Annotated in this window: 17 protein-coding genes; 7 read left to right on the forward strand and 10 right to left on the reverse strand. The window is 68.7% G+C overall.

The annotated features are described in order from the left end of the window. The first annotated feature begins 125 nt into the window (after positions 1–125). From ABD262_RS10870 to ABD262_RS10880, 3 genes are all read left to right on the forward strand, one after another. Positions 126–641 (forward strand): hypothetical protein, encoded by a 516-nt coding sequence (locus tag ABD262_RS10870; RefSeq protein ID WP_344135521.1) that lies wholly within the window; start codon positions 126–128, stop codon positions 639–641. 351 nt (positions 642–992) lie between these two features. Further along, positions 993–1,310: a hypothetical protein gene (locus ABD262_RS10875; protein WP_344135524.1), complete on the forward strand. Its 318-nt coding sequence runs from the start codon at positions 993–995 to the stop codon at positions 1,308–1,310. Positions 1,311–1,419: 109 nt separating this feature from the next. Next, positions 1,420–1,656, forward strand: a complete 237-nt coding sequence (locus ABD262_RS10880) for a three-helix bundle dimerization domain-containing protein (protein ID WP_344135527.1) — start codon at positions 1,420–1,422, stop codon at positions 1,654–1,656. Between the two features lie 39 nt (positions 1,657–1,695). Here ABD262_RS10880 and ABD262_RS10885 read toward each other — a convergent pair whose 3' ends face one another. The 5 genes from ABD262_RS10885 to ABD262_RS10905 all read right to left on the reverse strand — a co-directional run bounded on the left by ABD262_RS10885 (position 1,696) and on the right by ABD262_RS10905 (position 10,648). Continuing rightward, positions 1,696–3,225: a CYTH and CHAD domain-containing protein gene (locus ABD262_RS10885; RefSeq protein ID WP_344135530.1), complete on the reverse strand. Its 1,530-nt coding sequence runs from the start codon at positions 3,223–3,225 to the stop codon at positions 1,696–1,698. 405 nt (positions 3,226–3,630) lie between these two features. Continuing rightward, on the reverse strand, positions 3,631–4,788 hold the full coding sequence (locus ABD262_RS10890) for a Wadjet anti-phage system protein JetD domain-containing protein (RefSeq protein ID WP_344135533.1): 1,158 nt from the start codon (positions 4,786–4,788) through the stop codon (positions 3,631–3,633). Beyond that, positions 4,785–8,297, reverse strand: a complete 3,513-nt coding sequence (locus ABD262_RS10895) for an ATP-binding protein (protein ID WP_344135536.1) — start codon at positions 8,295–8,297, stop codon at positions 4,785–4,787. The genes ABD262_RS10890 and ABD262_RS10895 overlap by 4 nt, the downstream gene beginning before the upstream one ends. A gap of 3 nt (positions 8,298–8,300) precedes the next feature. Then, entirely contained in the window at positions 8,301–9,059 is a 759-nt protein-coding gene (locus ABD262_RS10900) for a DUF4194 domain-containing protein (RefSeq protein WP_344135539.1), read from the reverse strand. Beyond that, entirely contained in the window at positions 9,056–10,648 is a 1,593-nt protein-coding gene (locus tag ABD262_RS10905; RefSeq protein WP_344135542.1) for a DUF3375 domain-containing protein, read from the reverse strand. Before ABD262_RS10905 ends, ABD262_RS10900 begins: the two co-directional genes overlap by 4 nt. Positions 10,649–11,148: 500 nt before the next feature. Between ABD262_RS10905 and ABD262_RS10910 the strand changes: the two genes are divergently transcribed. The 4 genes from ABD262_RS10910 (at position 11,149) to ABD262_RS10925 (ending at position 18,898) form a co-directional block, all read left to right on the forward strand. Beyond that, the gene (locus ABD262_RS10910) at positions 11,149–11,673 is read left to right on the forward strand and encodes a hypothetical protein (RefSeq protein WP_344135545.1); all 525 of its coding nucleotides are present in this window, start codon (positions 11,149–11,151) and stop codon (positions 11,671–11,673) included. Positions 11,674–12,100: 427 nt separating this feature from the next. After that, complete coding sequence (locus tag ABD262_RS10915; RefSeq protein WP_344135548.1) at positions 12,101–14,227, forward strand: tellurite resistance TerB family protein; 2,127 nt, start codon at positions 12,101–12,103, stop codon at positions 14,225–14,227. Beyond that, positions 14,224–15,666 carry an ATP-binding protein gene (locus ABD262_RS10920; protein WP_344135551.1) on the forward strand — a complete coding sequence of 481 codons (1,443 nt, stop codon included), beginning with the start codon at positions 14,224–14,226 and terminating at the stop codon, positions 15,664–15,666. Before ABD262_RS10915 ends, ABD262_RS10920 begins: the two co-directional genes overlap by 4 nt. A 43-nt stretch (positions 15,667–15,709) precedes the next feature. After that, positions 15,710–18,898, forward strand: a complete 3,189-nt coding sequence (locus ABD262_RS10925; RefSeq protein WP_344135554.1) for a DEAD/DEAH box helicase — start codon at positions 15,710–15,712, stop codon at positions 18,896–18,898. Between the two features lie 99 nt (positions 18,899–18,997). On the opposite strand, the gene ABD262_RS10930 is transcribed toward ABD262_RS10925, so the two are convergent. The 5 genes from ABD262_RS10930 to ABD262_RS10950 form a co-directional block, all read right to left on the reverse strand. After that, positions 18,998–19,483 carry a hypothetical protein gene (locus tag ABD262_RS10930; RefSeq protein ID WP_344135557.1) on the reverse strand — a complete coding sequence of 162 codons (486 nt, stop codon included), beginning with the start codon at positions 19,481–19,483 and terminating at the stop codon, positions 18,998–19,000. Between the two features lie 169 nt (positions 19,484–19,652). After that, positions 19,653–19,871 (reverse strand): hypothetical protein, encoded by a 219-nt coding sequence (locus tag ABD262_RS10935; protein WP_344135559.1) that lies wholly within the window; start codon positions 19,869–19,871, stop codon positions 19,653–19,655. Positions 19,872–20,137: 266 nt separating this feature from the next. Further along, positions 20,138–20,938, reverse strand: coding sequence for a Fic family protein (locus ABD262_RS10940; protein ID WP_344135562.1), 801 nt, complete (start codon positions 20,936–20,938; stop codon positions 20,138–20,140). Beyond that, complete coding sequence (locus ABD262_RS10945; protein WP_344135565.1) at positions 20,892–21,617, reverse strand: hypothetical protein; 726 nt, start codon at positions 21,615–21,617, stop codon at positions 20,892–20,894. Before ABD262_RS10945 ends, ABD262_RS10940 begins: the two co-directional genes overlap by 47 nt. Then, on the reverse strand, positions 21,614–22,438 hold the full coding sequence (locus ABD262_RS10950; RefSeq protein ID WP_344135567.1) for a TIGR04255 family protein: 825 nt from the start codon (positions 22,436–22,438) through the stop codon (positions 21,614–21,616). Before ABD262_RS10950 ends, ABD262_RS10945 begins: the two co-directional genes overlap by 4 nt. Positions 22,439–22,484 lie beyond the last annotated feature (46 nt).

Below are 22,484 nucleotides of genomic sequence, written 5' to 3' on the forward strand. Positions count from 1 at the left end.
CTGCGTGGTTGCTTCTGGCGGGGACACTGCCGGCTGCGCTTGGAGGTCGCTGCGGCGCTCTGACGGTTCGTGGCGTTCATCCGGACCCCTTCGGGTCTGGCACAACGCACGCGAGGAGTTCCCTCATGCAGTACCCGTTTCCTCCGGTGTTCGGTCCGACCACTCCGAACGTCCGTGCACCGCTGCGGCTCAAGGCCATCAGCCGTAATCACCCCCGGTACAAACACCTGCCCCTGGTCAGGGGGACAGCCGAAGGCACCATCGAGGTTGTCCGCGGCGCCTCCGAATGGGGCGAACTTCTGACGGGTCACCCGGAGTCCGAGCGCCTGTTCTGGGCTGTCGGTCAGACCCACTTCGTCGTCGAGAACCGGCTGGGTGACGTTCGACTGGTGCGGACCGGCTTCCGTACCCCAGTGGGGTGCATCGAGCAACACCTGTACAGCAGCCCGCTGCAGGTCGACATCCCTGTCGAGCAGTTCGACACGGTGCGTGAGGTCGTCGACGCCTTGGAGGCCGAGGCCCAGCGTCTGCGTGACCTGGCCGATGAAGGGTGGGACGTGTACCGGTACCCGAACGGGCTCCAGGTGCTGGTCGACACCCGCCGTCCCGACGTGGACTACACGGTCGACGAACTGCCCTGACCTGGGTCCGCCCCGGCCGTTCCATCCCTTGCGTCCCTCGCCCCTCTTCGGGCGAGGGACGCTTCATGCGGTGTGCAGGGTTGGCGCGGGAGACCTAGGACGTGCCGTGGGCCGCCGGCACCGTCTGGAGCCCTCGCGCGTCAGATGCGTTCGATGACGGCGTGGCAGTCGTCGCAGAGTCCGCGACGGAGCCCATCGACCGCGTATGCGCATCGAGGTGTCCTGCATCCTCGGGTCTTGCATCCGAGGCAGCGCCACTCCCGTTCATCCCCGCATCCAGGGCACATGATGTCTCGGCCTTCCAGTAAGCGAATGGTTGTCGTGCGGGGCCCGCGCGCAACGGTGGAGGTCATGATGACCGAGGGAGAGTGTGCCGCAGCTGCGTCCGGGGATGGGCGCGTTTATGCCGTTTTGATGGAACTTGCTTGCGCTCTGGAGCGGGGGTGGCCGCTGTGGCATGCGTTGCCGCATGCGTTCTCGGTGGCTGGTGAGGACCCGTTCGATGCCGTTGTCAGGTTGGCGACGCGGGAGTGGCGGGTTTCGGCTCTGTTGGGCGACCTGCTGGCGGCGGAGCCGCTCGCCCTGGTGAGCCAGGGCGAGGAGAAGGCGGAGCTGGTGGCCGCCCTGCGGAAGGCGGCGAAGGTGTCGGAGCGGGCCGGTCGCGCCTAACGGCCGTTGCGCGTTGGGCTGGGCGCGGGCACGCGCGCCCTGGTGCTGGGGTCCCGTGGGCGTCGATGTGGCGTTGCCAAGGGGGCGGGGTTGGCTTCACGATGAGCGGATGGATCGCGAGGCTGAGGCCCGGGCTTTGCTTGTTGTTCAGGAGCGGTTGAACCAACGGTTCGCGCACCTGGGTCCTGAGGTGGTTGAGGCTGCCGTGAGGTTGGCCTATGCGGACGTGACGGGGCCGGTGCGGGACTTCGTGTCGATTCTCGTGGAGCGGGCGGCACGGGAGCGTTTGGCGCACATGGTGGACTACTCGGTTCCTCCGGCCAGTCGTGACCGGGTGAGCGGCTGAAGCGGCGGCGTCCTGGGAAGGGGGCGCGCTGTGGTGTGCCTATCGTTTGGCTGCCCATGAGCCCGCAGCGCGTGGTCGCGGTAGTCGGTCCAGGGCCCGCTGGAAGTCGCGTTCGGCCTGTTGGGCACGCAGTCTTTCTGCACCGTGGAGCAGCCCGAAGGTGAAGCCGTTCTCGCTGTGAAGGAACGCTTGGGCACCTAGCTGTCGCAGGTGCTGTCGGGCAACGACGCTGTCCTGGTGTTGGCCCAGTGCCTGCTGGACGGCCTTGGCGCGACTTGCGAGCTTCGGCGCGCGGCGGCCGCCTGCCGGTGCGGCCAGCTCGGCGGCATAGCGAAGCCGCTTGGCCTTCTTGCGGGCCTCGTGGAGCGCTTGGTCGCGCGCTGCAGGGTCGCTTCGCTTTGCGGCCTTCACGGCTTGATGCAGCTTCTTGGTGTCGCGTCGGACTAGGTCGCCCATGACCTTGCGCGCCTTGGTCTTCGCGGACGGCGCGAGGGGTAGGTCTGCGGCGAGGGTGTCGAGTGCGTCCAGGAGGGCGAAGTAGCGCGGTGAGTCCAGCGCCTCCTTGGCGGCGGCAAGGGCCTGCTTGTGCTGTTGGGTCAGTTCGAGGCGTAGCCGGCTGCGTACCGGGCCGAGGACAACCTCGCGGGGTTCAGCTTCCAGGGCTGTCTCGAGCCGTTCGCGGATGACCAGGGCGTCGCGGGCGGGGCTCAGGGTTTGTCCGAGCCACCGCAGTTCCTCCCGCAACTCGTCTTGCGGTGTGGTGAGTAGGGGTTTGGTGGTGGTCAGTGCTGACCGCAGGCGTCGGGCTGCTATCCGCATCCGGTGGATGCCGTCCGCTGAGCCGTCTCGCACTGCCGCATCGTGCGCGTGCAGGGCGGTGATCTGCTGCTCGAGCCGCTGTCTCAGCAGCTCACCTGCGTCGCCCTTGCGGGGACGCTTCTGCCTCACCGGCGCAGGTTCCTGGTCCAGGCGGGCGAGGACATGACCGAGCTTCGAACCGTAGTGGGCTCGGTGCGCGCCGGCGTCCAGCAGGGCCGGCTCGAACAACGCAAAGACCGAACGGGGGCGCGCACCGTCGAGGGCCTCCAGCTCCCATTCGCGCCAGGCGTGGTCATCCTCGTCGTCGCCCATCGCTCTCGCCGTGACCCGGTCGTCGCACAGCAGCGCTACGGGTTCCTCGTGGTCGAGGAGGGTGTAGGTGGTGCGGTCGGTGATGATGGTCGCGACGGGGACCAAGGGCCGGTCGCGGACGATGGCACGGACCTGGTCGAGAACCTTTCTGGGCACGGCCTTCACGGCGCGTCCGAGTGGCTGCTGGATCTCCGTCTTCTGGTCTGGGCCGCGGGGAATCTTGACGTGCCAGCCTTCGTCGTCGCCGCCGGTGCGGCGCCGCAGGGTGATTCCGCGGCGATGGAGGTCCAGTTCGGCGGTGTCGAAGTAGACCGCTTCGAGCTGGGCTTGCGCGACCTCGTCGACGCGCGGGTCCAGGGCCTCACCGCTGAATGGGGTGACGGTCGTGACGTCGACTTGGTACTTGCGTTCAGTCTCGAGGTGTTTGCGGGTGCCCATCCCGCATTGTCGCCCTCGCACGTTCGCGGACGGAAGGTCGAAGGCGGCGGGTTCAGCGTGAACGTCCCGTGTCGCAGACCTTCCCGATTTCGGCCTGCCGCCATCGCTCGAACGGTGCCTTGCGGACGTATCGTGTGCAGACGCCCCGTTTGGGGTGAGCGGGTCGACGCGGGATGGGTGGCACCGAACAGGCTGCGCGCCCGCGCCGCCCGCGCCAACTGCCCGGTGGGAATCGCCACGCTGGCGTCTGCGGCAAGAAGCGGTCAGCAGGACACCAGAGCGGCTCTCAGGTGGGCCCGCGCACCGTCGAGGTCGTGGGTGCCGAGCAACGTCGGCTGTTCAGCCCGAGTCCCGTCGGTGGTCTCGTGGGGAGCCGGTCATCCCGCGGCGTCGCCTCTGACTCACCTAGTCACGTTGTACGCGTGCAAGGACTTCCTGCGCCGCAGTGGCCAGCGGGATGCGTTCCTGCTCGATACGGCGATGGCGAGGCCAAGCGGGTGAGGTCAGCTGGTGGTACAGCTCGGACTCGGCGGACGTGAGGTGCGGGACGGGTCGGGGCGCGCGCGCCTCAAGGGGACGCCCTCCGGGGTCAAGGTTGGTGCCGAAGCGCTCCCAGGTGTCGTACGTGCCCGGGTCCATGAACAGCGACTCGGCGAGTATGCCCGCGGCGCGGAACCCGTCGAGGATTTCAAGGCCATCGGCGTCCATGTCACCCCAGTAGAAGACGCGCGGTGCGTTGCGAATCCACTCGAAGGCGGCTGCCGTTGCCCCTCCACGACCCATGCCCTCGACGGCGATGCCGTCGGCGACGGCCGGGAAATGGATGGCAGTGTCCTTGTTCTCGGAGATGACCACTACCCGCGGCTGGTACGCCAAGCTCACCTGGTCGCCGACGGTGGCGCAGTCGTGCAGCCGTCTGCCGGCGGCCCGGTGGTCGGGGTCTAGGTACGTGAAGTGGAGCCGCGGTGGGTGGCGCGGCAGCAGGCCGAGGTCATCAACGGCTGCCAGGGCAGCGACCAGCGCCTGCCTGCTGTTGAGCCACTTCGCGTGCAGGCCCTCGATGGGGACCTGGCGTGGTGTGAGGCCGTGGGCTTGGTTGGTGGCGAACCAGTCCGCGGCACGGCACAACAGGTCGAAGTCGAGGTCGGACAACGGCTCGACCGCGGTCAGGATGCGCGGGGACTGGGCCGCGTGCGGGTATCGCTGCTGCAGGACTGCGGCTCGGTGCCGCCCGCGGCGGATGCGCTCTGGCCACCCGCCGGCGCTGAGCTGTGCGGCGATGTCGATGTCGGGGACGTGGGCGTGCGTGGGTAGTTGTTGGTCAGTGCCGTGGATGCGCCGTGTGCGTGAGGTCAGTGGCACGTTGTGGCTGGCGGACCATGTGCGCCACCGGGTGACGTCGTCGAATGTGCTGGCGTAGCCGGAGGCGAGTTCGGATGCGGTGGGTTGCCCGATGGGGAAGGCGTGCGGCCATGCCGGGTCGTCGGTGCTGACGATGGTGGAAGCCCAGGTGCGAGCCAGGCGCCGGCCGATGTCCTCGACTACCTGTTCCGGAGTCTTCATCGGAGTGCCTCGGCACGCGGGCCGTCCTTGACGCGGTGCACGAACGAGTAGTGCGTGGTCGTGTTCTTGGTGATGGCGAGGAACTCGTCCATGTGAGGTTCGAGCGCGGTGACCTTGTCCAGGGGTGCACCCACGATGAGCTGGAATCCTAATCCCTTCCAGGCTTCGACAGCTCGGCCGGCGAACTCGGCGTCGGACTTGACGAAGCCTTCGTCGAGGAAGACGGGGGCGAACGTGGGGCGTGCGTTCTCGTCGTCACCCAGGCGGAAGCGCAGCGCGGCCCCGACGATGAATGCGACCAACTCCTGGCTCTCCCCGCCGCTCTTGCCTCCCAGGGCGGCGTGCGTGGACAGCAGCGCACCGTCGAGGCTGTGACGCTCCGCGGTGATCTCGACGTGGCGGCGAACGTCCAGCAGTCGGTCCCGGTCGGACAGGTCTGGCAGGGCGCGGGGGTCGTTGCGGTGACGCAGTTGTGCCATGAACGTCCGCAGGCTCTTGAACCGCCCCTCGAGCTCGTGCTCACTGAGTTCCTTGGTTGCGCCGGACGACAGGGTGCGGAGCTCGCGCTTGAAGGTCACGACGTGGTCTGGTGTCAGGCGTCGCAGCTTGATGCGGAGCCGGTCGCGGTTGGCACCGAACGGGAGGTTGCTCAGGATGGCGTTGATGGGGTCCATCCGGTCTCGGATGTCGTCGATGGCGGACTCCATCGCACCTGCGAGGGGGACGAGGTCTTCGCCGCTCCACTTCGTCAGTCGGGCTCGCCACTCCGCTTGCCGCTCGTGCAGACCGGTGGCCAGGATGGTTTCGAGGACGGCTGCGTAGTCCCCGTATGCCTCGATGGTGGTGGACAGGTTCGGGTCCGGCCACTGGTCCAGGTACAGGCTGAACGTGCGGATGAGGTCGTCTCGGGCTCGGTCGGCCTCGGCGCGGGCAGTCTCGAGGCTGGCACTGAGACGAGTTCGTAGTCGGGCGAGGTTGGCGACGAACTCGCCGAGGTCGGCCGGGTCGTTGGGGGCGCTGGCTTGGGTGAACTCGTCGTCGAGCCGGGCAGCGTGCTCGTCGGTGAGGGCGATGCGCCCCTCGCGGTCGAGGCGCTCGAGTTCGTCGTTGACGTCGTCCTGCCGGCTGAACAGGGTCTCGTGCTCGGCGGCAAGGTCCTTCTTGTCGCGTTCGAGCCCGAACCGGGTCTCTCGGGCCAGCTCGAGCTGCCCAGCGAGGTGGTCGATGTGAGCTTGGAGCGCCTGGAGGCGGTCGTCTGCGCTCAGGATGCGGTCCCGGGCCTGCGCGTGTTCGTCGATGCGTGCTTGGGCGCCGTCGACGTCGATGTCGTCCCACGTGTACCGCAGGGCCGCCTCGTAGCCGGCTCGTTTGCGTTCGAGGTCGTCCTGGGTGCGTTCGACGGCTCGCACCTGGTCGCCAAGCGTGTCGAGCTGGGTGTCGAGGCTTGCGAGTTGGGTGTCGATGTCGGCGATGGCTTCGTCGCTGCTGAACCCGATGATGTTCGCCCGGTCCGCCTTGCCGTGGGTGCCGCGGGTGCCGCGGCGGGTCTGCCCGGCCAGGGTGACGCGGTACCCCGGCCCGGCCAGGTCCGCCGGGGTTTCGACGCACAGGGCGTTGCGGGCGGGGTCGCTGATGTGCGCGTGCACCCATTCACTGAACGGGGATTCCTTGAACAGCAGCTTGCCGGCCACCCGGGACGGGTCCGCGCTCCGGTCGCGGTGCGCTGCGTGTGGGGCGCCCTGGAAGGTGAGCTGACCTCGAAGGTGCAGCGGGTCGATGGCCCTGGAGAAGTGCTCGAGTTGCTCGAGCGGAACGAGCAGGGTGCGGGCGGACCCTCCCAGGACGGTCTCCAGCGCAGGTCGCCAGCGCGTCTGGTCCGCGGCGACGTCGATGAGCTCGGCAACGAACGGCAGCTCGTCGCAGGTCATTCCGGCAGCTGCCGCAGCGTCGCGGCGCAGGTCGTCGAGGAACTTCGGCACTCGACCGGACCGTCCGGCCAGTGACGTTCGTTCGTCGACGAGTTCCCGTTTGCGGCTCGACAGCGGCACCTGGGACCGAAGCAGGTCGTCGCGGCGTCCGCGGAGCTCGGCAGCGGTGGCGGAGAACGCGGCCAGGAACCCCGTCGCGTCTGCGTGCAGCCGGTCGAAGTCGTTCTGCGTGGCCAATGGCGCGCCAAGGGCGACGGTGGCTTGTGCGACCTGGCTGCGGGTCAACACCTTGTGGTCGCGACGAGTCCTCTCCTGCTCGATGAGCTGGGTGAGGCGCTCAAGGTCGGCGCCACCGTTGGCCCGGTGCTCTTCCTTGGCGTCATCCAGTTGCCCTGCAAGACCGGACTCCTTCTGCGTCGCGGCACGGAGCAGGTCAAAGGTTGCCGCCCGCTGGTCCCGGTTGGTGTCTACGGCAACGTCAAGCAGTTGCCCCTCGGTGCGCAACGCCCACAGGGCGATGGGGGTGTCGCCGGTGGCGGTGAGGCCGAACGTGTCGATGGTGTCCATCTCCGCCTCAGCGGCCAGCAGTGCGGCGTGCCGGGCCGTGATGGGGCGCAGCAGGTCGGCCTTCTTCTGCTCGGTCTGCATGGCCACGTACGCGGTCTCGAGCGCATCGAAGTGCTCGATGGCGCGGTCTGCGGCAGCGAACGTGGCGGGCCGCTCCAGGACCATCTCCTTGTACAGCTCGTCGACCGTGCGGATCTGGTGACCGGACTGGATGCGGACCAGTAGGCGCAGCGCCTTCTCACCGTCGCCGTTGGCGCCGATACCCAACCGGGTGTGCAGGGTGCTGGCGAACGCCGCGTACGTGTCGTGCGTCTTCAGCCCGGGGAACATCGACTTGAGGACCTTGGGTGCGAACACGGACTCGACGGCGCCGGCCAAGTCAGCCAGGTCGAGTTCCCCTTCGATGGTCGCCATCCGCATCGTGTACTCGCCGACACGTGACGCTCGAGCGGGCACGTAGTACGCGCGAAGGGCGGTGAACCTCCGCCCGTGGTCGTTGACGAACGTCATGCCGATAGCGCCCCAGGTGGCGACGCGGTCACCGCGCAGCACCTTCGCCCGTTCGCGGCCGGTGCTCTCGTCCGTGGTGGTGTCGGTCTGGCCGCGCAGGTACGACAGCAGGTTGCGCTGGTCGGCGCTGCGGGCGCGGCCCCCGACGGCGTCGTTGGACGCACCGTTGAACGGGACGTCAGCAGGCATCATCAGGGCGATGTACGCGTCGAGCAGGGTGCTCTTGCCGGTACCGGACGCGCCGGAGATGAGGGTGGACCCGGGGTGGAAGTCGAACCGTTCCCGGCCCTCGAACCCGCCCCAGTTGACCAGCTGGAACCGTTCCGCTTTCCACTGCACGGTGCCTTCGGTGGCGCCTGCGACGTACAGCAGTGGCACGTCCACGGCGCGCAGGTCCACCCGGCTCGACGCCAGGGGCCGCTCAGGCCCTGAGCCGCCGCCGTTCTGGTCGATGTCGAATCCGTTGTGCTCGAGCCCGAATCCGGCTTCCTCGGTGATGGTCACGTCTCAGTCCTCGTTGCCGTCGGGGTCGGTGGTCTCTGCGGCCCCCGGGGCTGCGAGCAGGGTGGGGTCGGTGGGGTTGTTCTGCTCCTTCAGCCAGGCGAGCAGTTCGTGCAGCTTCTCCATGGGCAGCATCACCTCGATGGCTGCACTCACCTCGAAACGGTCGGGGATGTTCGTGGTCATGAGCAGCCCGGCCTTGGTCAGCGCTTCGACGGCGGCACTGGCTCGTTTGGCGTCGCTGGTCTGGTCGGTGGCGCGCTCTGGGCGGTGCTGGGCGATGAACTCGAGCATGTCGTCCCGCTCGACGAAGACGCGTTCGGCGCCACTGGCCTGCTCGTGCCGGGCCTGGGTGCGCAGGTACACCAGCAGGATGGTGTCCTCTCGTCCCCACGCGGTGTCGTACAGCAGGGTGGGGAACGGGCGACCGCCACCTTCAGGTGACACCTGACGCTTGTAGGCGACCTCGCGTTCGGTGTCCAGGTGCAGGTCCATGAACAGGTCGTTGAGCCGGGACCTGATGACGCGAGGGTTCGCCATCAGGGCCTTCCACTCCTTGGGGTCGGACTGGTTGCTGATGAACCGCTTCTTCAACAGCACGACGAGCGTCTTGCGTTGGTCCAGCTCGAGTCCGCCCTCGTCACCCTCGAACAGGGCGAGGGTCGACGTCAGTTCACGCTCGGGGTCCTCCCGGTCGAGGCTGTCCGGGGGCAGGCCCACGTCGGAGGTGTCCTCCTGAGAGTCGAAGTACGCGGTGTCTGTCATGCCTGCTCCTGCGGTGCATGGTCCGCGGGTATGCCGCGGTCGGGCTGGTGGTTGGTGGGTGCCACGCGTGGCACGGACAGGTCCCGGGTGGACCCGTCGGGACGGACGGTGGAGTACAGCTCCCTGTCTTCGTGGGAGGTCATGCCTTGGGCGTTGGTGGCCAGGTGGAGTAGTCCGAATATCTCGACCGGTCGGCGCAGCTGCGGGTCGAGCGAGTCGAACAGGGACCCGAGGGAAGCCATGGGGTCTGGTCCGGTGAGCGCGGCGTTGAGCGCCTCACGCAGCGACGTGAAGGACGGGCCGCCGGCTTTGAGCAGGTCGTCCAAGGACAGGTTGTCCGGGCGGTCTTCGTCGCGGGACGCGAGAGGTGGCGGGGCGGTCTCGGTGGACGGGTCGAAGTACCGCTCGCGCAGGTGCGTGACCTCCACCCGGGAAGGCAGGAGCGCTTTGGGCACCTTCGCGTTCGGGCCTGCAGTCTGCATCCACGTGGCGAGCTCGGCGTCGATGGCGCGCAGGACGCTGTCGAGCTCACGGTCACGGTTGATGTCGTGCGTGACGATGTAGTCGCGCAGCGTCGCGGTGACCCGGTTGCGTTGCGCCAGCACGTCCACGATGCCGGCGCGGATGAGGTTGACCGTGTTCCGCAGCTCTCGACGGTCGCCGTCGATGAGCAGGTCGCCTGCGACTGGGTGCTCCAACAGGGCGCCCAGGTCTTCGCGCAGCTGCAGGAGCAGTTCATCGTCGCGCAGGAGGGCGAACGCACCTTCGAACGCGCGACCTTCGGCGGTGGCCGTCATGAGCGAGTCAGCCCGTTTCAGGTAGTCGTCGATGACCTCACCAGCGGGACGGCTTTCAGCTCGGAACGAGGCAAGAACTTGGCCACGCAGTGTCGAGAACGCCTCCTCGACGCGAGCGAAGTCGCTCGGCAGGGCAGAGACCAGCTGAAGGACCTCGTTGTACCCCTCGATCATGTAGTCGTCCGACACGGTCGGCATGTCGCCTCCGGCGAGCAGCCGGTCCCGTTCGGCCGCGAGCTCCGACAACTGGGCGTTTAGGATGCTCACCCGAGCTGCCCGGTCAGGGTTCACCTGCGCGTTGAACCGGCGGACCGCCGACACAATCGTGGAGATGCGATGCTCGGACAGGCTCGCCCGGTCACGCGTCATGCTGCGCACCTGCTGCAAGGCAACCTGAGCGTGGGACGTGAGTGTGTACACCTCGGTGCCGTCGTCTTCGGTGCTGCGGACCAGCCACTGGCCGCGCATCCACCGCAAACACAGGTCCCGTCCCGAGCCGCCAGGCACGTCGGCGACACCGTCCAGCCTCAGTTCACCGAGGTACGTCTCCACCTGGTCGTGCAATCGTGCGGCCGGGATGGTCCGGGCATCCGGACCGAAGGCGCTGCGGAAGATGGCGATGATGACCGGCGCCTGACGCTGGTGCAGCAGCGTCAACGTCGGCTGCTCGAAAGCGCCCTTCACACGAGCTAGCTCTCCCACGATGTCGCTCAACACCCCACCCCTTTCGACCCACCACGCCGCGCGGGTCGGGGGCCGCGCCGGTGCGCGACGTGCCCGCGCCAGCAGCACGGTGCACGCCAGACGGGCTGACGCATTGACCTTCGACCCGGGGCGACAACCGCTCCCCTTTGACGCCGGAGGCCGGCGCCAAGCATGAGGCTAAGCGGCACCGCCGACATTCGTGGTCACTTCCGCCCGCCCAACCTCGGCGCCGGCAGAGGTGCAGAGCTCTTCACTTCCGGTCGAGCGCGCCGGTCCTGAGGGCGGCCGCATTTCGCTGACGGTGTCAGGCATGCCGAACGGCGCTTCGGTGCGAGACGGTTGCGCCCGACCATTGCCGGCGATGGTCGACGTCGCACCATCCGATGCCATGACTCAGCCGGCCACTCGTCACCCAGCGTTCCGTGTCACCCGCGCGAAGGGCGGGTCTGCGCCTGACCGCGTCACGCCCGTCATCGGCGTGGCCCGTGCTGCCGTGAGCCGCCATGAGGTGGGGGACGAACCGCAGCCCACACCGCGGGCTTAGCGCCTGGAGGTCGGCCATCGCGACAAGCACCTAGAGTTCGGCTGTGACGAAAAACGTGCGCGACGTCGTCATTGCTCTCTTCTGTAGCGCTGGGCTGGTGACTGGACTCATCCAGGCTCTGTCAGTGCCGGGGCCATTGGCCGTGCTCTTTGGGCTGTGCGTCGCTTCCCTTTTGCTCGTCGCTGACATCTACCTGAACAAGCGACCGGTTTCGCCGAAGTCGGCGTTTGGCCGCTGGACCGTGGTCGTCCTCGTTGGGGTCGCCTTTGTCGGCGGGGTCTTTTCTGCGGGGCTGATTGGGCACCAAGTCCAGAGTGGGCCAGATCGATATCCGTTCATCGTCGCCGCCAACTCGGGGCCCGTCACGGTAGTCAAGACAGTGCCGAATGCGCAGGCCGCCGGCGGACGGTCCTACATCTCCGGAGAGTCGGTATCGGTGGACTGCTATGTAGACCAAGCAGACGGACGATGGTTCAAGTTGAGCGACGAGGAAGGCTGGCTGCAACACGACGAGGTGACCCCGTCGCCCCACACAGGCAAAGGTTCCCCACCGCACTGCCCCGACTGACCGTCAGGGTGGGCGAGCAGCCTTGACGGTGGATGCCTCATCCGGTCTGGCCGACCTGAGCGTCCGCATTCGCCAGTGTTTGTCCGAACCCTCGGGTAGCGTGCTCTCGCAGTCAGGTGGAAGGGCCTGACGCGGCAACGGCGGGGGGCTTCAGGTGGGATTTCTGGACTGGTTCTTGGGGCCCAACCGCAAGAAGGAGCAGGCTGCCGCACCGTCGCGGCCGCAGGCCCCGACGGCCGCCCGACCCGCTCCGGCCGCGTCCCCGCCGTCGGCCCCCCGAACGCCGACACCGCCCGTGGCCGCACCTCGAGCGGCAGCGCCCATCCCGGCGGCACCCGCACCTGCGCCACCGCAGGCCGCGCAGCAGCCCGGCGTCCACACGAGCCCTCACTCGGTCTCGCGGCACGCGTCCTGGTACCCGGACAACGTGCGTGTCACCGTGGCTGGGTTCGACCTGCCCGGCATGGTCTACGTCGGCCGTGGCCTGACCTCCCCGAAAGCGAACCCGGACCCGTCGCTGGTCGACCCGTCCCTGAAGGTTGACTCTCGCCGCCCGGACAGGAACGGCAGTTCGCTGGGCTACTGGCCGTCGTACTCGAAGCTGACACCGGGCGCTCGGGCCGCGTACCTGGAGTGGTTGTCCGGTGGCCGAACCGACCCGCGTGCGTCCATCGGGTACGTCTTCATCTTCTTCTACGGGCTTGAGCGTCGGGCACTGCTCGACGTGGCCGCAGACAAGTCCCTCACGGCCGAGGTCGACTCCATCCGCATTGAGGTGCAGCGGCTGCTGTCCATCTACGGGCACAACGGCTCCTTCCGCGTGTACGCGTCACAGTTCCTCTCGGTGTTGGACCTGGTGGGAGCAGCTACGGGCGACCCGGTGGCCGCGCCACCTCCGCCGCTGGACCGGCAGACGTGGCCCATTCCCATGGCGTTGAAGCTCGCACTGGGTGACCTGGCCGCGGACAACAAGCCGGTGCCGGCGAACTGGGCCCTGGCTTGGGCCTGGTACCACCCGGAGGTGTACCCGCGGACCCCGGCCACTCGATGCCCGCAGGAGTTCGCGGCCCTGTTCAGCCTCAGGTACAGCGAGAAGCACGCCGACGGGCTGAAGATTCGCGGGACCGGGCGTCCGGTGAAGGTCAGCTACCACACGGCCAGCGCCGGCATCGGCGGTGCCGAGCTCGAGCTCGCAGGCATCCGGGACGTGGTCGACAACCCAGCGGCTGGTCGAGCCTTGCGTGAGCTGTTCGAGCGGGTCACCGACGAGCTTGACCCGTACAGCCGATGGGTGGGGCGCAACCCTGAGCCGACCCCGCGCCAAGCGCTGGCGGGTGCGGCGCTGCTTCCCGCTGGTTTGGCGGCCACGAGCAGTGCCGTGGACGAGTTCCGCGCGTGGGTGCTGGAAGCGTTGGGCGGGAAGGAGCAGGCGCTCATCGACGGTATCGACCTGCTGAGCCGGTGGCCGGTGGCCAACCCGGAGAAGATGGCCAAGACGGAGACGACCGCCTTGGCGGGGCTGCTGTCCCAGTTCGACGTGGGGGTCGAACCCGACGTCCGTCTGGGTGGGCCGCCCATCACGCCGGGACCGGTCGTCCTGTTCCGGACGGGCCCTGCCAGCCCGGCCGCGGCGACCCCCACGTACTCGGCTGCGACGACGCTGCTGCACTTGGCCGCCGTGGTCTCCGCGGCTGACGGCGTGGTGAGCCCCGAAGAGCAGAACCATCTGGTCGAGCACCTGAACGCCGCCTTGCACCTGACGCTGGGGGAACGCACTCGCCTGGCTGCTCACCTGACCTGGTTGCTGAACAGTGACCTGAAGACGACCGGGCTGAAGAAGCGGCTTGACGCGCTGACCGGCGCGCAGCGCGAAGGCATCGGGCAGCTGCTGGTCACGGTCGCGGCTGCTGACGGGGTCATCTCCCCGCAGGAGGTCACCTCGCTGGGCAAGATCTACACATTGCTTGGTCTGGACCCGTCGTCCGTCACGAGCCGCCTGCACGTGTCCATGACCGAACCGGTGCGACCTGCGACCGGGCCGGTGCGGGTCCGCGACGCCGCGCCGGAGGATGCCGGGTTCAGCGTGCCAGCCCCCGGCCGGCACCGCCCGCCTGAGACCTCGAGTGCTGGGCTGGTCCTGGATGAGGACGTCATCGCAGCCAAGCTCGAGCAGACGGCTGAGGTGACTGCGCTGCTGCGCACCCTGTTCACCGAAGAGGACGACCCGGCCGCACCCGCGCCGGCATCGTCATCGGCCGACGCCCCGAGTCCCAGCGCCACCGCGCGAGCATCCGAAAGGCAGGACACGGCGCCGGACGGTGACGTCATCGCCGGACTCGACGCTGCCACCACTGCCCTCCTACGCCAGCTCAGCAGTCGCAGCACGTGGACCCGGCCCGAGTTCGACGACCTCGCTGCATCGTTCGGCGTGATGCCTGACGGTGCCATCGACATGCTCAACGAGGCAGCCATCGACGCCACCGGCGAACCGGTCATCGAGGGCGACGACGAGCTCGACATCAACCCCGAAGGCTTGGAAGGACTGCTCACGTGACCACCCCCACGACCGGCATCGACACCGAACGCATCCGCCCACGGGAGCGTGACGCCGTCCTCCAGTCGTTGCGCGCCGGGGTCGTGCCCCGCACCGGGCAGCACCACATCCAGGTCGGTCGAGCCCCCGAGGTCACCGCCCTGCTCGCCGACATCGACCGCATCGCCGACGGCGGTTCTGGGAGCCGGTTCGTCATCGGTGAGTACGGGTCCGGGAAGACGTTCTTCCTGCACCTGGTCCGCTCCATCGCGTTGCAGCGCAAGCTCGTCACTGTGCACGCCGACCTGTCCCCGGACCGCCGGTTGCACGCGACCGGTGGCCAGGCCCGGAGCCTGTACGCCGAGCTCATGCGGAACATGGCGACCAGGGCCAAGCCGGACGGCGGCGCGATGGCCAACGTCGTCGAACGGTTCGTCACCCAGGCTCTCGCGGAGGCCAAGGCGACCGGGCAGACCCCAGAGGTGGCCATCGCGGCCCGGTTGGCGTCGTTGACCGAGCTGACCGGCGGGTACGACTTCGCTGAGGTCGTCGGCAAGTACTGGCAGGGTCACGACACGGGCGACGAAACCCTCAAGCTCGACGCGGTCCGGTGGTTGCGAGGCGAGTTCGCCACCCGCACCGACGCCCGCGCCGCGCTCGGGGTGCGGACCATCATCGACGACGCGAACTTCTACGACCAGCTCAAGCTGCTGTCCCGGTTCGTTCGCCTGGCCGGGTTCGACGGCCTCCTCGTGTGCCTGGACGAGATGGTCAACCTGTACAAGCTCGCGAACACCCAAGCCAGAAACGCGAACTACGAGCAGATTCTGCGCATCCTCAACGACAGCCTCCAAGGGACCGCGCAGGGGCTCGGGTTCGTGTTCGGTGGCACCCCGGACTTCCTCATGGACACCCGACGCGGGCTGTACTCGTACGCCGCGCTGCAGTCGAGGCTGGCGGAGAACACGTTCGCTCGCGCCGGAGCAGTCGACTACTCCGGACCGGTGCTGCGGTTGGCGAACCTGAGCCCGGAGGACTTCTACCTGCTGCTGGCCAAGCTGCGGCACGTCCAGGCCAGCGGTGACCAGGCCGCCTACCTCGTCCCAGACCTTGGGCTGCGGTCCTACATGGAGCACTGCGCGTCCCGGGTGGGCGACGCGTACTTCCGCACTCCGCGCAACACCATCAAGGGGTTCCTGGACCTGCTGGCCATCCTCGAGCAGAACCCGCACCTGAGCTGGGATGACCTGGTCGCCACCAGCACCATCGACGCCGACGCCGACCCCGACCTCGAGGCCCTTGACGGGGAGGACACGGACACAACGCCATCGACCCCTGTCGCAGCCTCCAGCCCGGGTGACGTGCCTAGCGGGACGACCGTCACCATCAACACCGGTGGCGCGCAGCCGGCCTCGACGGAGCACGGCAGCGGTGACGAGCTCTCCAGCTTCCGACTCTGACCCACGCACCGGCCAACCGGACCGGCCACGCACGGGCGGGGCCGTGACCGGACCGGAGTCGAGCGCGTTCGGGGCGTTCCACCCTGCCGTGCAGAAGTGGGTCTGGGACCAGGGCTGGCCGGCCCTGCGACCCATCCAGGAGCGCGCCGCCGCCGCCATAGGCAGCGCCAACCAAGACGTCATCGTCGCGGCCGCCACAGCCAGCGGCAAGACGGAAGCAGCGTGGCTGCCTATCGTCTCCGCCCTGGCCCACCAAGCCAGTGACGCCGCGAGCGACCTGGCCGGGCCTGGGGTCAAGGCCCTGTACGTCAGCCCGTTGAAAGCTCTCATCAACGACCAGGCCAACCGCCTCGAGTCGCTGTGTGACGGAGCGGGGGTTCCCGTGCACCGGTGGCACGGCGACGTGGCCGCGTCGAACAAGCAACGGCTGCGCAAGACCCCTGACGGCGTCCTGCTCATCACGCCGGAGTCCCTGGAATCCTTGTTCGTCAACCATGGCAGCGACGCCGCCCGCATCCTCGGCGCCTGCCGCTTCGTCGTTATCGACGAGCTGCACGCCTTCATCGGCACCGAACGCGGTGCGCAGCTCCAATCGCTGTTGCACCGCACCGAGCTGGTCATCCGTCGACCCATTCCGAGGGTGGCGTTGTCCGCCACCCTCGGCGACCTGGCCGGGGCAGCGAACTTCCTGCGGCCCGGCGGCGGGGAACGGGTAGCCGTCGTCACCGACGACGGCGCCGAGCGCGGTGAGCTACTGCTGCAAGTGCGCGGCTACGTCGACGTTGACCCACGCGGCAGCGGCGAGGCGCCACCCACCTGCCAGCAGGACATCGCCGCGCACCTGTTCGAAGTGCTCCGCAGCCGGGACAACCTCGTCTTCGCGAACAGCCGGACTGCTGTCGAGACGTACACCGACCTGCTCACCCGAGCCAGCGACGAGCTGCGCGTCCCGAACGAGTTCCACGCCCACCACGGCAACCTGTCCAAGGACCTGCGTGAGAACGTCGAGGCCCGGCTGAAGGACCCGACCACCCCCACCACGGCGGTGTGTACGTCCACCCTCGAAATGGGCATCGACATCGGGTCCGCGGACTCCATAGCCCAGGTCGGGGCACCGTTCAGCGTGTCCGCGCTGCGTCAACGCGTCGGACGAGCCGGGCGGCGCGGCAAGCCGGCGGTGCTGCGGATGTACGTCACCGAGCCGGAAGCCACCCCCACGACCAGCGCCCCAGACCTCATCCGTACCCACGTCGTGCAGACGGTGGCCATGGTCGATCTGCTCCTGGACCGATGGTACGAGCCACCGTCGACCAGCGCGCTGCACCTGTCGACACTCACCCAGCAGGTGCTGTCCGTCATCGCCCAACGCGGCGGCGCGCACGCCGCGGCCCTGTACGACGCGCTGTGCGCGCGTGGCCCCTTCAGCCGGGTCGACCAGGGAACGTTCGTGGAGCTGCTGCGCGACCTTGGCACCGCTGAGCTCATCGAGCAGGACAGCTCCGGCCTGCTGCTTCACGGCCGCATCGGCGAACGGCTCGTGAACCACTACTCGTTCTACAGCGCCTTCGCCACCAGTGAGGAGTACCGCCTCGTCGCCGACGGACGGACCCTCGGCAGCCTCCCCGTCGACCACCCGCTCATGCCCGGGACGTTCATCATCTTCGGCGGCCGCCGGTGGCAGGTCGTGTCCGTCGACACCCAACAGCACGTCATCCAGCTCACGGCCGCTGCCGGTGGGCGCGCCCCCACCTTCGCCGGTGGTAGCGGCCACATCGACGACACCGTCCGCCGCCGGATGCTCGCCGTGTACCGCAGCACGGCCATACCCCGATACCTCGACGCAGCCGCGATGGAGTTGCTCGACCAGGGCCGTCTGGCTTTCCACCAGATGGGCCTGCACGTCCACTCCGTCCAGCATGACGGGAACGACAGTCGCGTGTTCGCCTGGCGCGGGGACAAGATCATGAACACCCTCGCGGTCAGCTTCGCCGCGCAAGGTCTGCGCGTCGGCCAGGAAGGGGTGTCGCTGTCGGTCACGGGCACGGACGCGCCGACGCTGCACCGGCTCATCACCGCGATGGCCGCAAGCCGGCCACCCGCGGCGCAGGAGCTGGCGGCGACAGTGAGCAACAGGGCCGTGGAGAGGTACGACGAGTACCTGGGGCCCGCCCTATCAGCCCGCGGGTACGCAGCCAGCCAGCTCGACGTCGACGGCGCCTGGGAAGCCCTGGCGACCATCGCTGCAGAACTCCCACCAGGCACCGACCAGACCCCATTGGGCGCGGGACGTCACGCGCCGTGGACGATTACAGACCGCGCCGAGGCCGACGCTTCGGACGACCTGCCTGTGCTCGGTCGGACCCAGTTCAGCGTCGTGGACCTCGAGACGACCGGGTTCGCCGCGCACAAGGCCGACCGCGTCGTCGAGCTTGCCATCGTGACGACGGACCCTCACGGAGTCGTCACCGACACCTGGCACACGCTCATCAACCCGGACCGTGACCCCGGACCGTCCCACGTCCACGGCATCACCCCCGAGCAGCTGGCGGGGGCGCCGCGGTTCGAGGACGTGCTGCCGTTCATCGCCGCGCGGATGGCAGGCACGGTGGTCGTAGCCCACAACGCGTTGTTCGACCTGGGCTTCCTGTCCGCGGAGTTCCTACGCGCCGGTCACCAGCCACCGTTGTGGCCGACCCTGTGCACGATGACCCTGGCCGGGCACTTCGCCGACGCCCGCCGCTTGCACGACTGCTGCGAAGAAGCTGGCATCGACCTGGTCGGCGCCCACACCGCGCTGGGGGACGCGACGGCGACCGCAGCACTGCTGGCCCATTACCTTCGGGCAGCGGCCAAACTCGGCGTGGACCCCTTCGAGACCCTGACGCAGGACCCGCTTCCGGTAACGTCCGCTCCCGCGGTCATCGCCCCGACGCTCAAGCCGCGTGAGGCCCAACTGCAGACGGCAGCCACGACGGCTCTACCCGTGCTGGCTGTCCGCGGGGCTCTGACGGGCCCCGCCGACGAGGGCGCCGGCGCGTACCTGGACCTGCTCGCGCGTGCCCTGGCCGACCTTCAGCTCAGCGTTGACGAACGGGCGGACCTGCGGGTGACCGCTGACCTGTGGGGCCTGGACAGGGCGCGCACCGACCAGCTTCACGAGCTGTTCCTTCGACAGCTCACGTCGCACCTGACAGACGCCGACGTGGGTCGTCTGCGCGTCGCGCTGGGTTGAGCCGCCCCAGCACAGCCCCAGCCTGCCCCGAGCCGTGCCAGACGCGCGCGAGGCGCGGTCAGGGTCTGACGCCCGCGGGCTACTCGGCCGAACGCACTCTCAACGGTTGAGCTCCTGCTCGGCTGCCGCGCCTAGTTCCTCGACCGTGCCTGTCCACGTCGATGCCAGGCGGGCGAGAACGGGCTGGAGGACGGTGTCGTCGGACTCCAGCGCGGCGACTTTGGCTCGAGTTCTCGCGACCAAGCGGGCAAGGTCATCAACGCCCGGCCCGCCACCCATGTCGAGACGTGCGAGGACCTCGAGCCGGCGCCGCAGGCCATCGGCGAGACCGGCCCGCCACACGGCCGGGCCGACATCATCGAGGGCCCCCCGAACACCCGAGGGTGGAGCCGTGCCAGAGTCCAGCGCTCGGAGGTCACGTATGTGGCCGGTGAGGTCAAGGCGGATGAAGTAACCGGCCGCCCTAGGGGTCTCGCTCAGCAGGTGGCAGCTGAGCGTCCCGTCCCGGTGCGCTGCTCCGACGATGAGGTGGAGCCGTTCGCCGGCGACCAGGAGGTTGAGACTGGACTGCTCTTCAACGCGCACCTGAGCCTCCCAGCAACACCGTCGTTCTGTCCTTTGAGGGGACGCTAGTCGGAGTCGGTGACACTCACGCTAGGGGCGGCCTCAAGCGCACTCGCTGGGCTGTTTGTGCAGCCTGGAGGGGCGTGAAGAGCTGCACGCACGAGGGCGCCGGACAGGCGCCCACGCTTCCTCACAGGTGGCGGGTGCGAGCCTCTCGAGCAAGCTGCGCTACGCGACCTTTGGAGAGCGCGGTTGCGTCAGCGATGCGGTCGTAGCTCCACCCCTGCCGCCTCAGCTGCGCCACCGCTCGCAGCCGAGGCAGGGCAAGCTCCGCAAGGGCGTCATCGAGGGAAGCGAACACATCACCGACGGCAGCGATAACGACCAGCGGCTCCTCGAGGTCGGCCACCCGCTGCGCCTCATCGGCGATGGCGCCGCGCAGCTGTGGGGACAGCTGGCCCGGCCGATAGCCGGCGCGGCGACGAGCAGGAGGCATTGGTCAACCCGACCGGGTGTAGGGCTCTGCACGCCACAGGACTCGCCGCGGCGCGTATAGCAAGATTCGCGATTTCTAGCAACGTATAGCAGGGCCGCGCGACGTGTACCAGCGCCCCGGCCCAGTCGTTCGCTCGCTGACGACCGAGCGGTTCCACGGGTGCCGGCTCGACGAAGGGCCTAGGGGCCGGGCCCGGGCTGCGGGCCAGGTGGAGGTGCCAGGCCGGCGCGAACCGACCGGTCCAGGAACAGCACCATCAGCTGGTCGTCGCCGTGCATCTGGTTCCCCGAGGCGATGTTGTAGTCGAGCAGCAGGCCGGCCGAAGGAAGGGCAGACCGCGGCTTGCCTGGCAGGTTCAAGGGCACGCCGTACCGCAGACCCACCATGACCGTCATCAGCCGGGCCGTGCTGCCGTTGTGGTCAGCAAAGGGGTGGATGCGGACCCACTCTCCGTGGAGCCACGCGCACGTGGCCAGCACGTCGGCGTACACGTCGAGGACACTCTCGCCGCCCGCGATGCGCGCGTCGATGGCGTCGAGGCGACGGTTCAGGTCTTCGAACGTCTCCCGGACGCGCCGGATCACGTCGTGGGCGGGGGCGCCTGGCACGCCGCCGACCTCGTTGACGTAGCCATACAGCCGGGAGGTGGGAGGCGCCTGGCCGCGGTAGTGCCCCTTCACCCAGGGTTCGGCGAGGGGAACGCCTTCGACGGACTGGGTGTGCCACTTCAGGACGAGCGTTGACGAGGGACGCACGCCGTTCAGGGCGGCGGTGTGCGCGTCGGTCTGAATCTGCTGGTAGTTGGCGGTGATGCGGGCGTCATGCGCCTGCCCGTCCCAGGGGAACGGAACTTGGCCGCGGCGGGAGTTCCCGCCGCGGCCGTGAGCCGGGTTTCTGCCGCGCGCGCCGGGCTGGCCGCCGCGCCCTCCCCGTCTACCCGGCGTCATCTTCCTGCGCCGGCGCCGCGGAAGCGGCGTCACGAGGGGTTTCGAGACGGCGTTGAGCAGCCTCTCCGGTATGCGGCTTGACGGCTGCCAGCAGCTGTTCGGGGGTGAGCGCGGCAAGTGCTGGCGGCGCGGTCAGCGGACCGGGGGAGAGCTGTTCGCGCACCCGCGCCTCGAGAGCAACGAGCTGCGCCTCGTCCAACGGCGTGAGCCAGCCTTCGCTGTGCAGCAGGTGACGGGCTCGATCGAGCCCGATGTCGCCGACGAGCAGCCCGACAGCGGTGCGGAACCGCAGCAGTCGCCCGGCCTTCGCCGGGCGCACCGGGGCGCTGGGGTTGTTCCGCCAGAACTGACGCGTCGACGGCGACAGCCCCACCACGGCCACGATGTCGTCCAGGGGCAGCGCCAGCCACGACTGAAGCTGCTCCAGCGCCTGCGTGCCGGGGTGCTTCGGCTGAGGGCCCACTGCCGGCGCAGTCACCGCGCGGCGTGCTTCGTCGTCGCGGTCCAGCTCGTACTTGACGCGCGCGACCAGCTCGGCAGAACGACGCAGAAGCGCGCGCAAAGCCTCCGACGGCAACGGAACCAAGGGGATGGTCACGTACGTTGCGTCGTTCGCCCAGGCGAAGGGGTCCTCGAGCAAGAAGCCGGACCCGGTCGGCGCCGGTGTGCGCGTCGTCACGGTCGGCTTGATGATGGTTGGCGTTGCGGTCATGAACGGCTTCCCCCCTCGCTCTGGCTGCTCACTTCAGATTCTTCGCCTCGCAGGTGGTTGAGCATCTCAGGGGTGATGAGCTCCTGGAACAGCGCCACGCCGCTTTCGTTGAGGCGGTCGAACTGGGCGAGGACTTCGCTGGCGCGCCACACGCTTTGAGGTTCGGCGTAGGTGTCGATGTCGAGCAGGAACGCTGGAGTGCCGTCGTTCTGCACGGGCCCTGACCGCACGCCACTGTGGACGCCGGGGGCGACCGAAAGGAGCATCTGGCCGGCGAACGTCTCGATTCCGGCGGCGAGCCACTCGTCGGCGGCCAACGCCACCAGGGAGCTCCGCACCCACCTGCCCCACGCGTCCGGCGCACCGCCACGCGCGTCGGCGGGCGGGGTCAGAACGTTCACGAAGCGCAGCCCGCACCGGACCGTCGTCACCGGTGACAGCAGTTCCGTCACCACCAGGAGGAGCTGCTCGAAGAGAGGGCGAAACGCGCCGTCGTAGCTCGTGAAGCGCTGCGTTTCCAGCGACACCCATTCACGCGTCACCGTCGCTTGCCATGTGCCATCAGCGGTCGCCAGCTGCACGCCCGGCGTCGACGTCTGCGGAGGCGGGCTCACCCCAGGCCCGATGATGATGTCGGTGCTCATCAGCTGCGCCACCCGCTCCAGATCAACACCAGTCACCTGGCGCAGCCTGTCCTGAACGGCAGCAACAACATCAGCGGTCACTTCGCCACGCACGCCGGCATGCCGCGCCTGCGCCACAACGAGCGGCAGGGCGGGTGAGGGCAGGGGTGTGTGGTCCGGGCGGGTCAGATTCAGCATCGGGGTCTCTCTCGCTGCTTCACTATACGGCTACTGTAGCCACACT

Origin of the sequence: Pedococcus bigeumensis, from assembly GCF_039531795.1 — a bacterium.
In the GTDB taxonomy this organism is placed as follows: Bacteria; Actinomycetota; Actinomycetes; order Actinomycetales; family Dermatophilaceae; genus Pedococcus; species Pedococcus bigeumensis.

Excerpts from the sequence above, each read along its gene's own strand:
- ABD262_RS10880 (WP_344135527.1), top strand. The coding sequence starts at position 1,420 with ATGGATCGCGAGGCTGAGGCCCGGGCTTTGCTTGTTGTTCAGGAGCGG.
- ABD262_RS10890 (WP_344135533.1), bottom strand. The coding sequence starts at position 4,788 with ATGAAGACTCCGGAACAGGTAGTCGAGGACATCGGCCGGCGCCTGGCT.
- ABD262_RS10885 (WP_344135530.1), bottom strand. The coding sequence starts at position 3,225 with ATGGGCACCCGCAAACACCTCGAGACTGAACGCAAGTACCAAGTCGAC.
- ABD262_RS10945 (WP_344135565.1), bottom strand. The coding sequence starts at position 21,617 with ATGACCGCAACGCCAACCATCATCAAGCCGACCGTGACGACGCGCACA.
- ABD262_RS10950 (WP_344135567.1), bottom strand. The coding sequence starts at position 22,438 with ATGCTGAATCTGACCCGCCCGGACCACACACCCCTGCCCTCACCCGCC.
- ABD262_RS10870 (WP_344135521.1), top strand. The coding sequence starts at position 126 with ATGCAGTACCCGTTTCCTCCGGTGTTCGGTCCGACCACTCCGAACGTC.
- ABD262_RS10875 (WP_344135524.1), top strand. The coding sequence starts at position 993 with ATGATGACCGAGGGAGAGTGTGCCGCAGCTGCGTCCGGGGATGGGCGC.
- ABD262_RS10900 (WP_344135539.1), bottom strand. The coding sequence starts at position 9,059 with ATGACAGACACCGCGTACTTCGACTCTCAGGAGGACACCTCCGACGTG.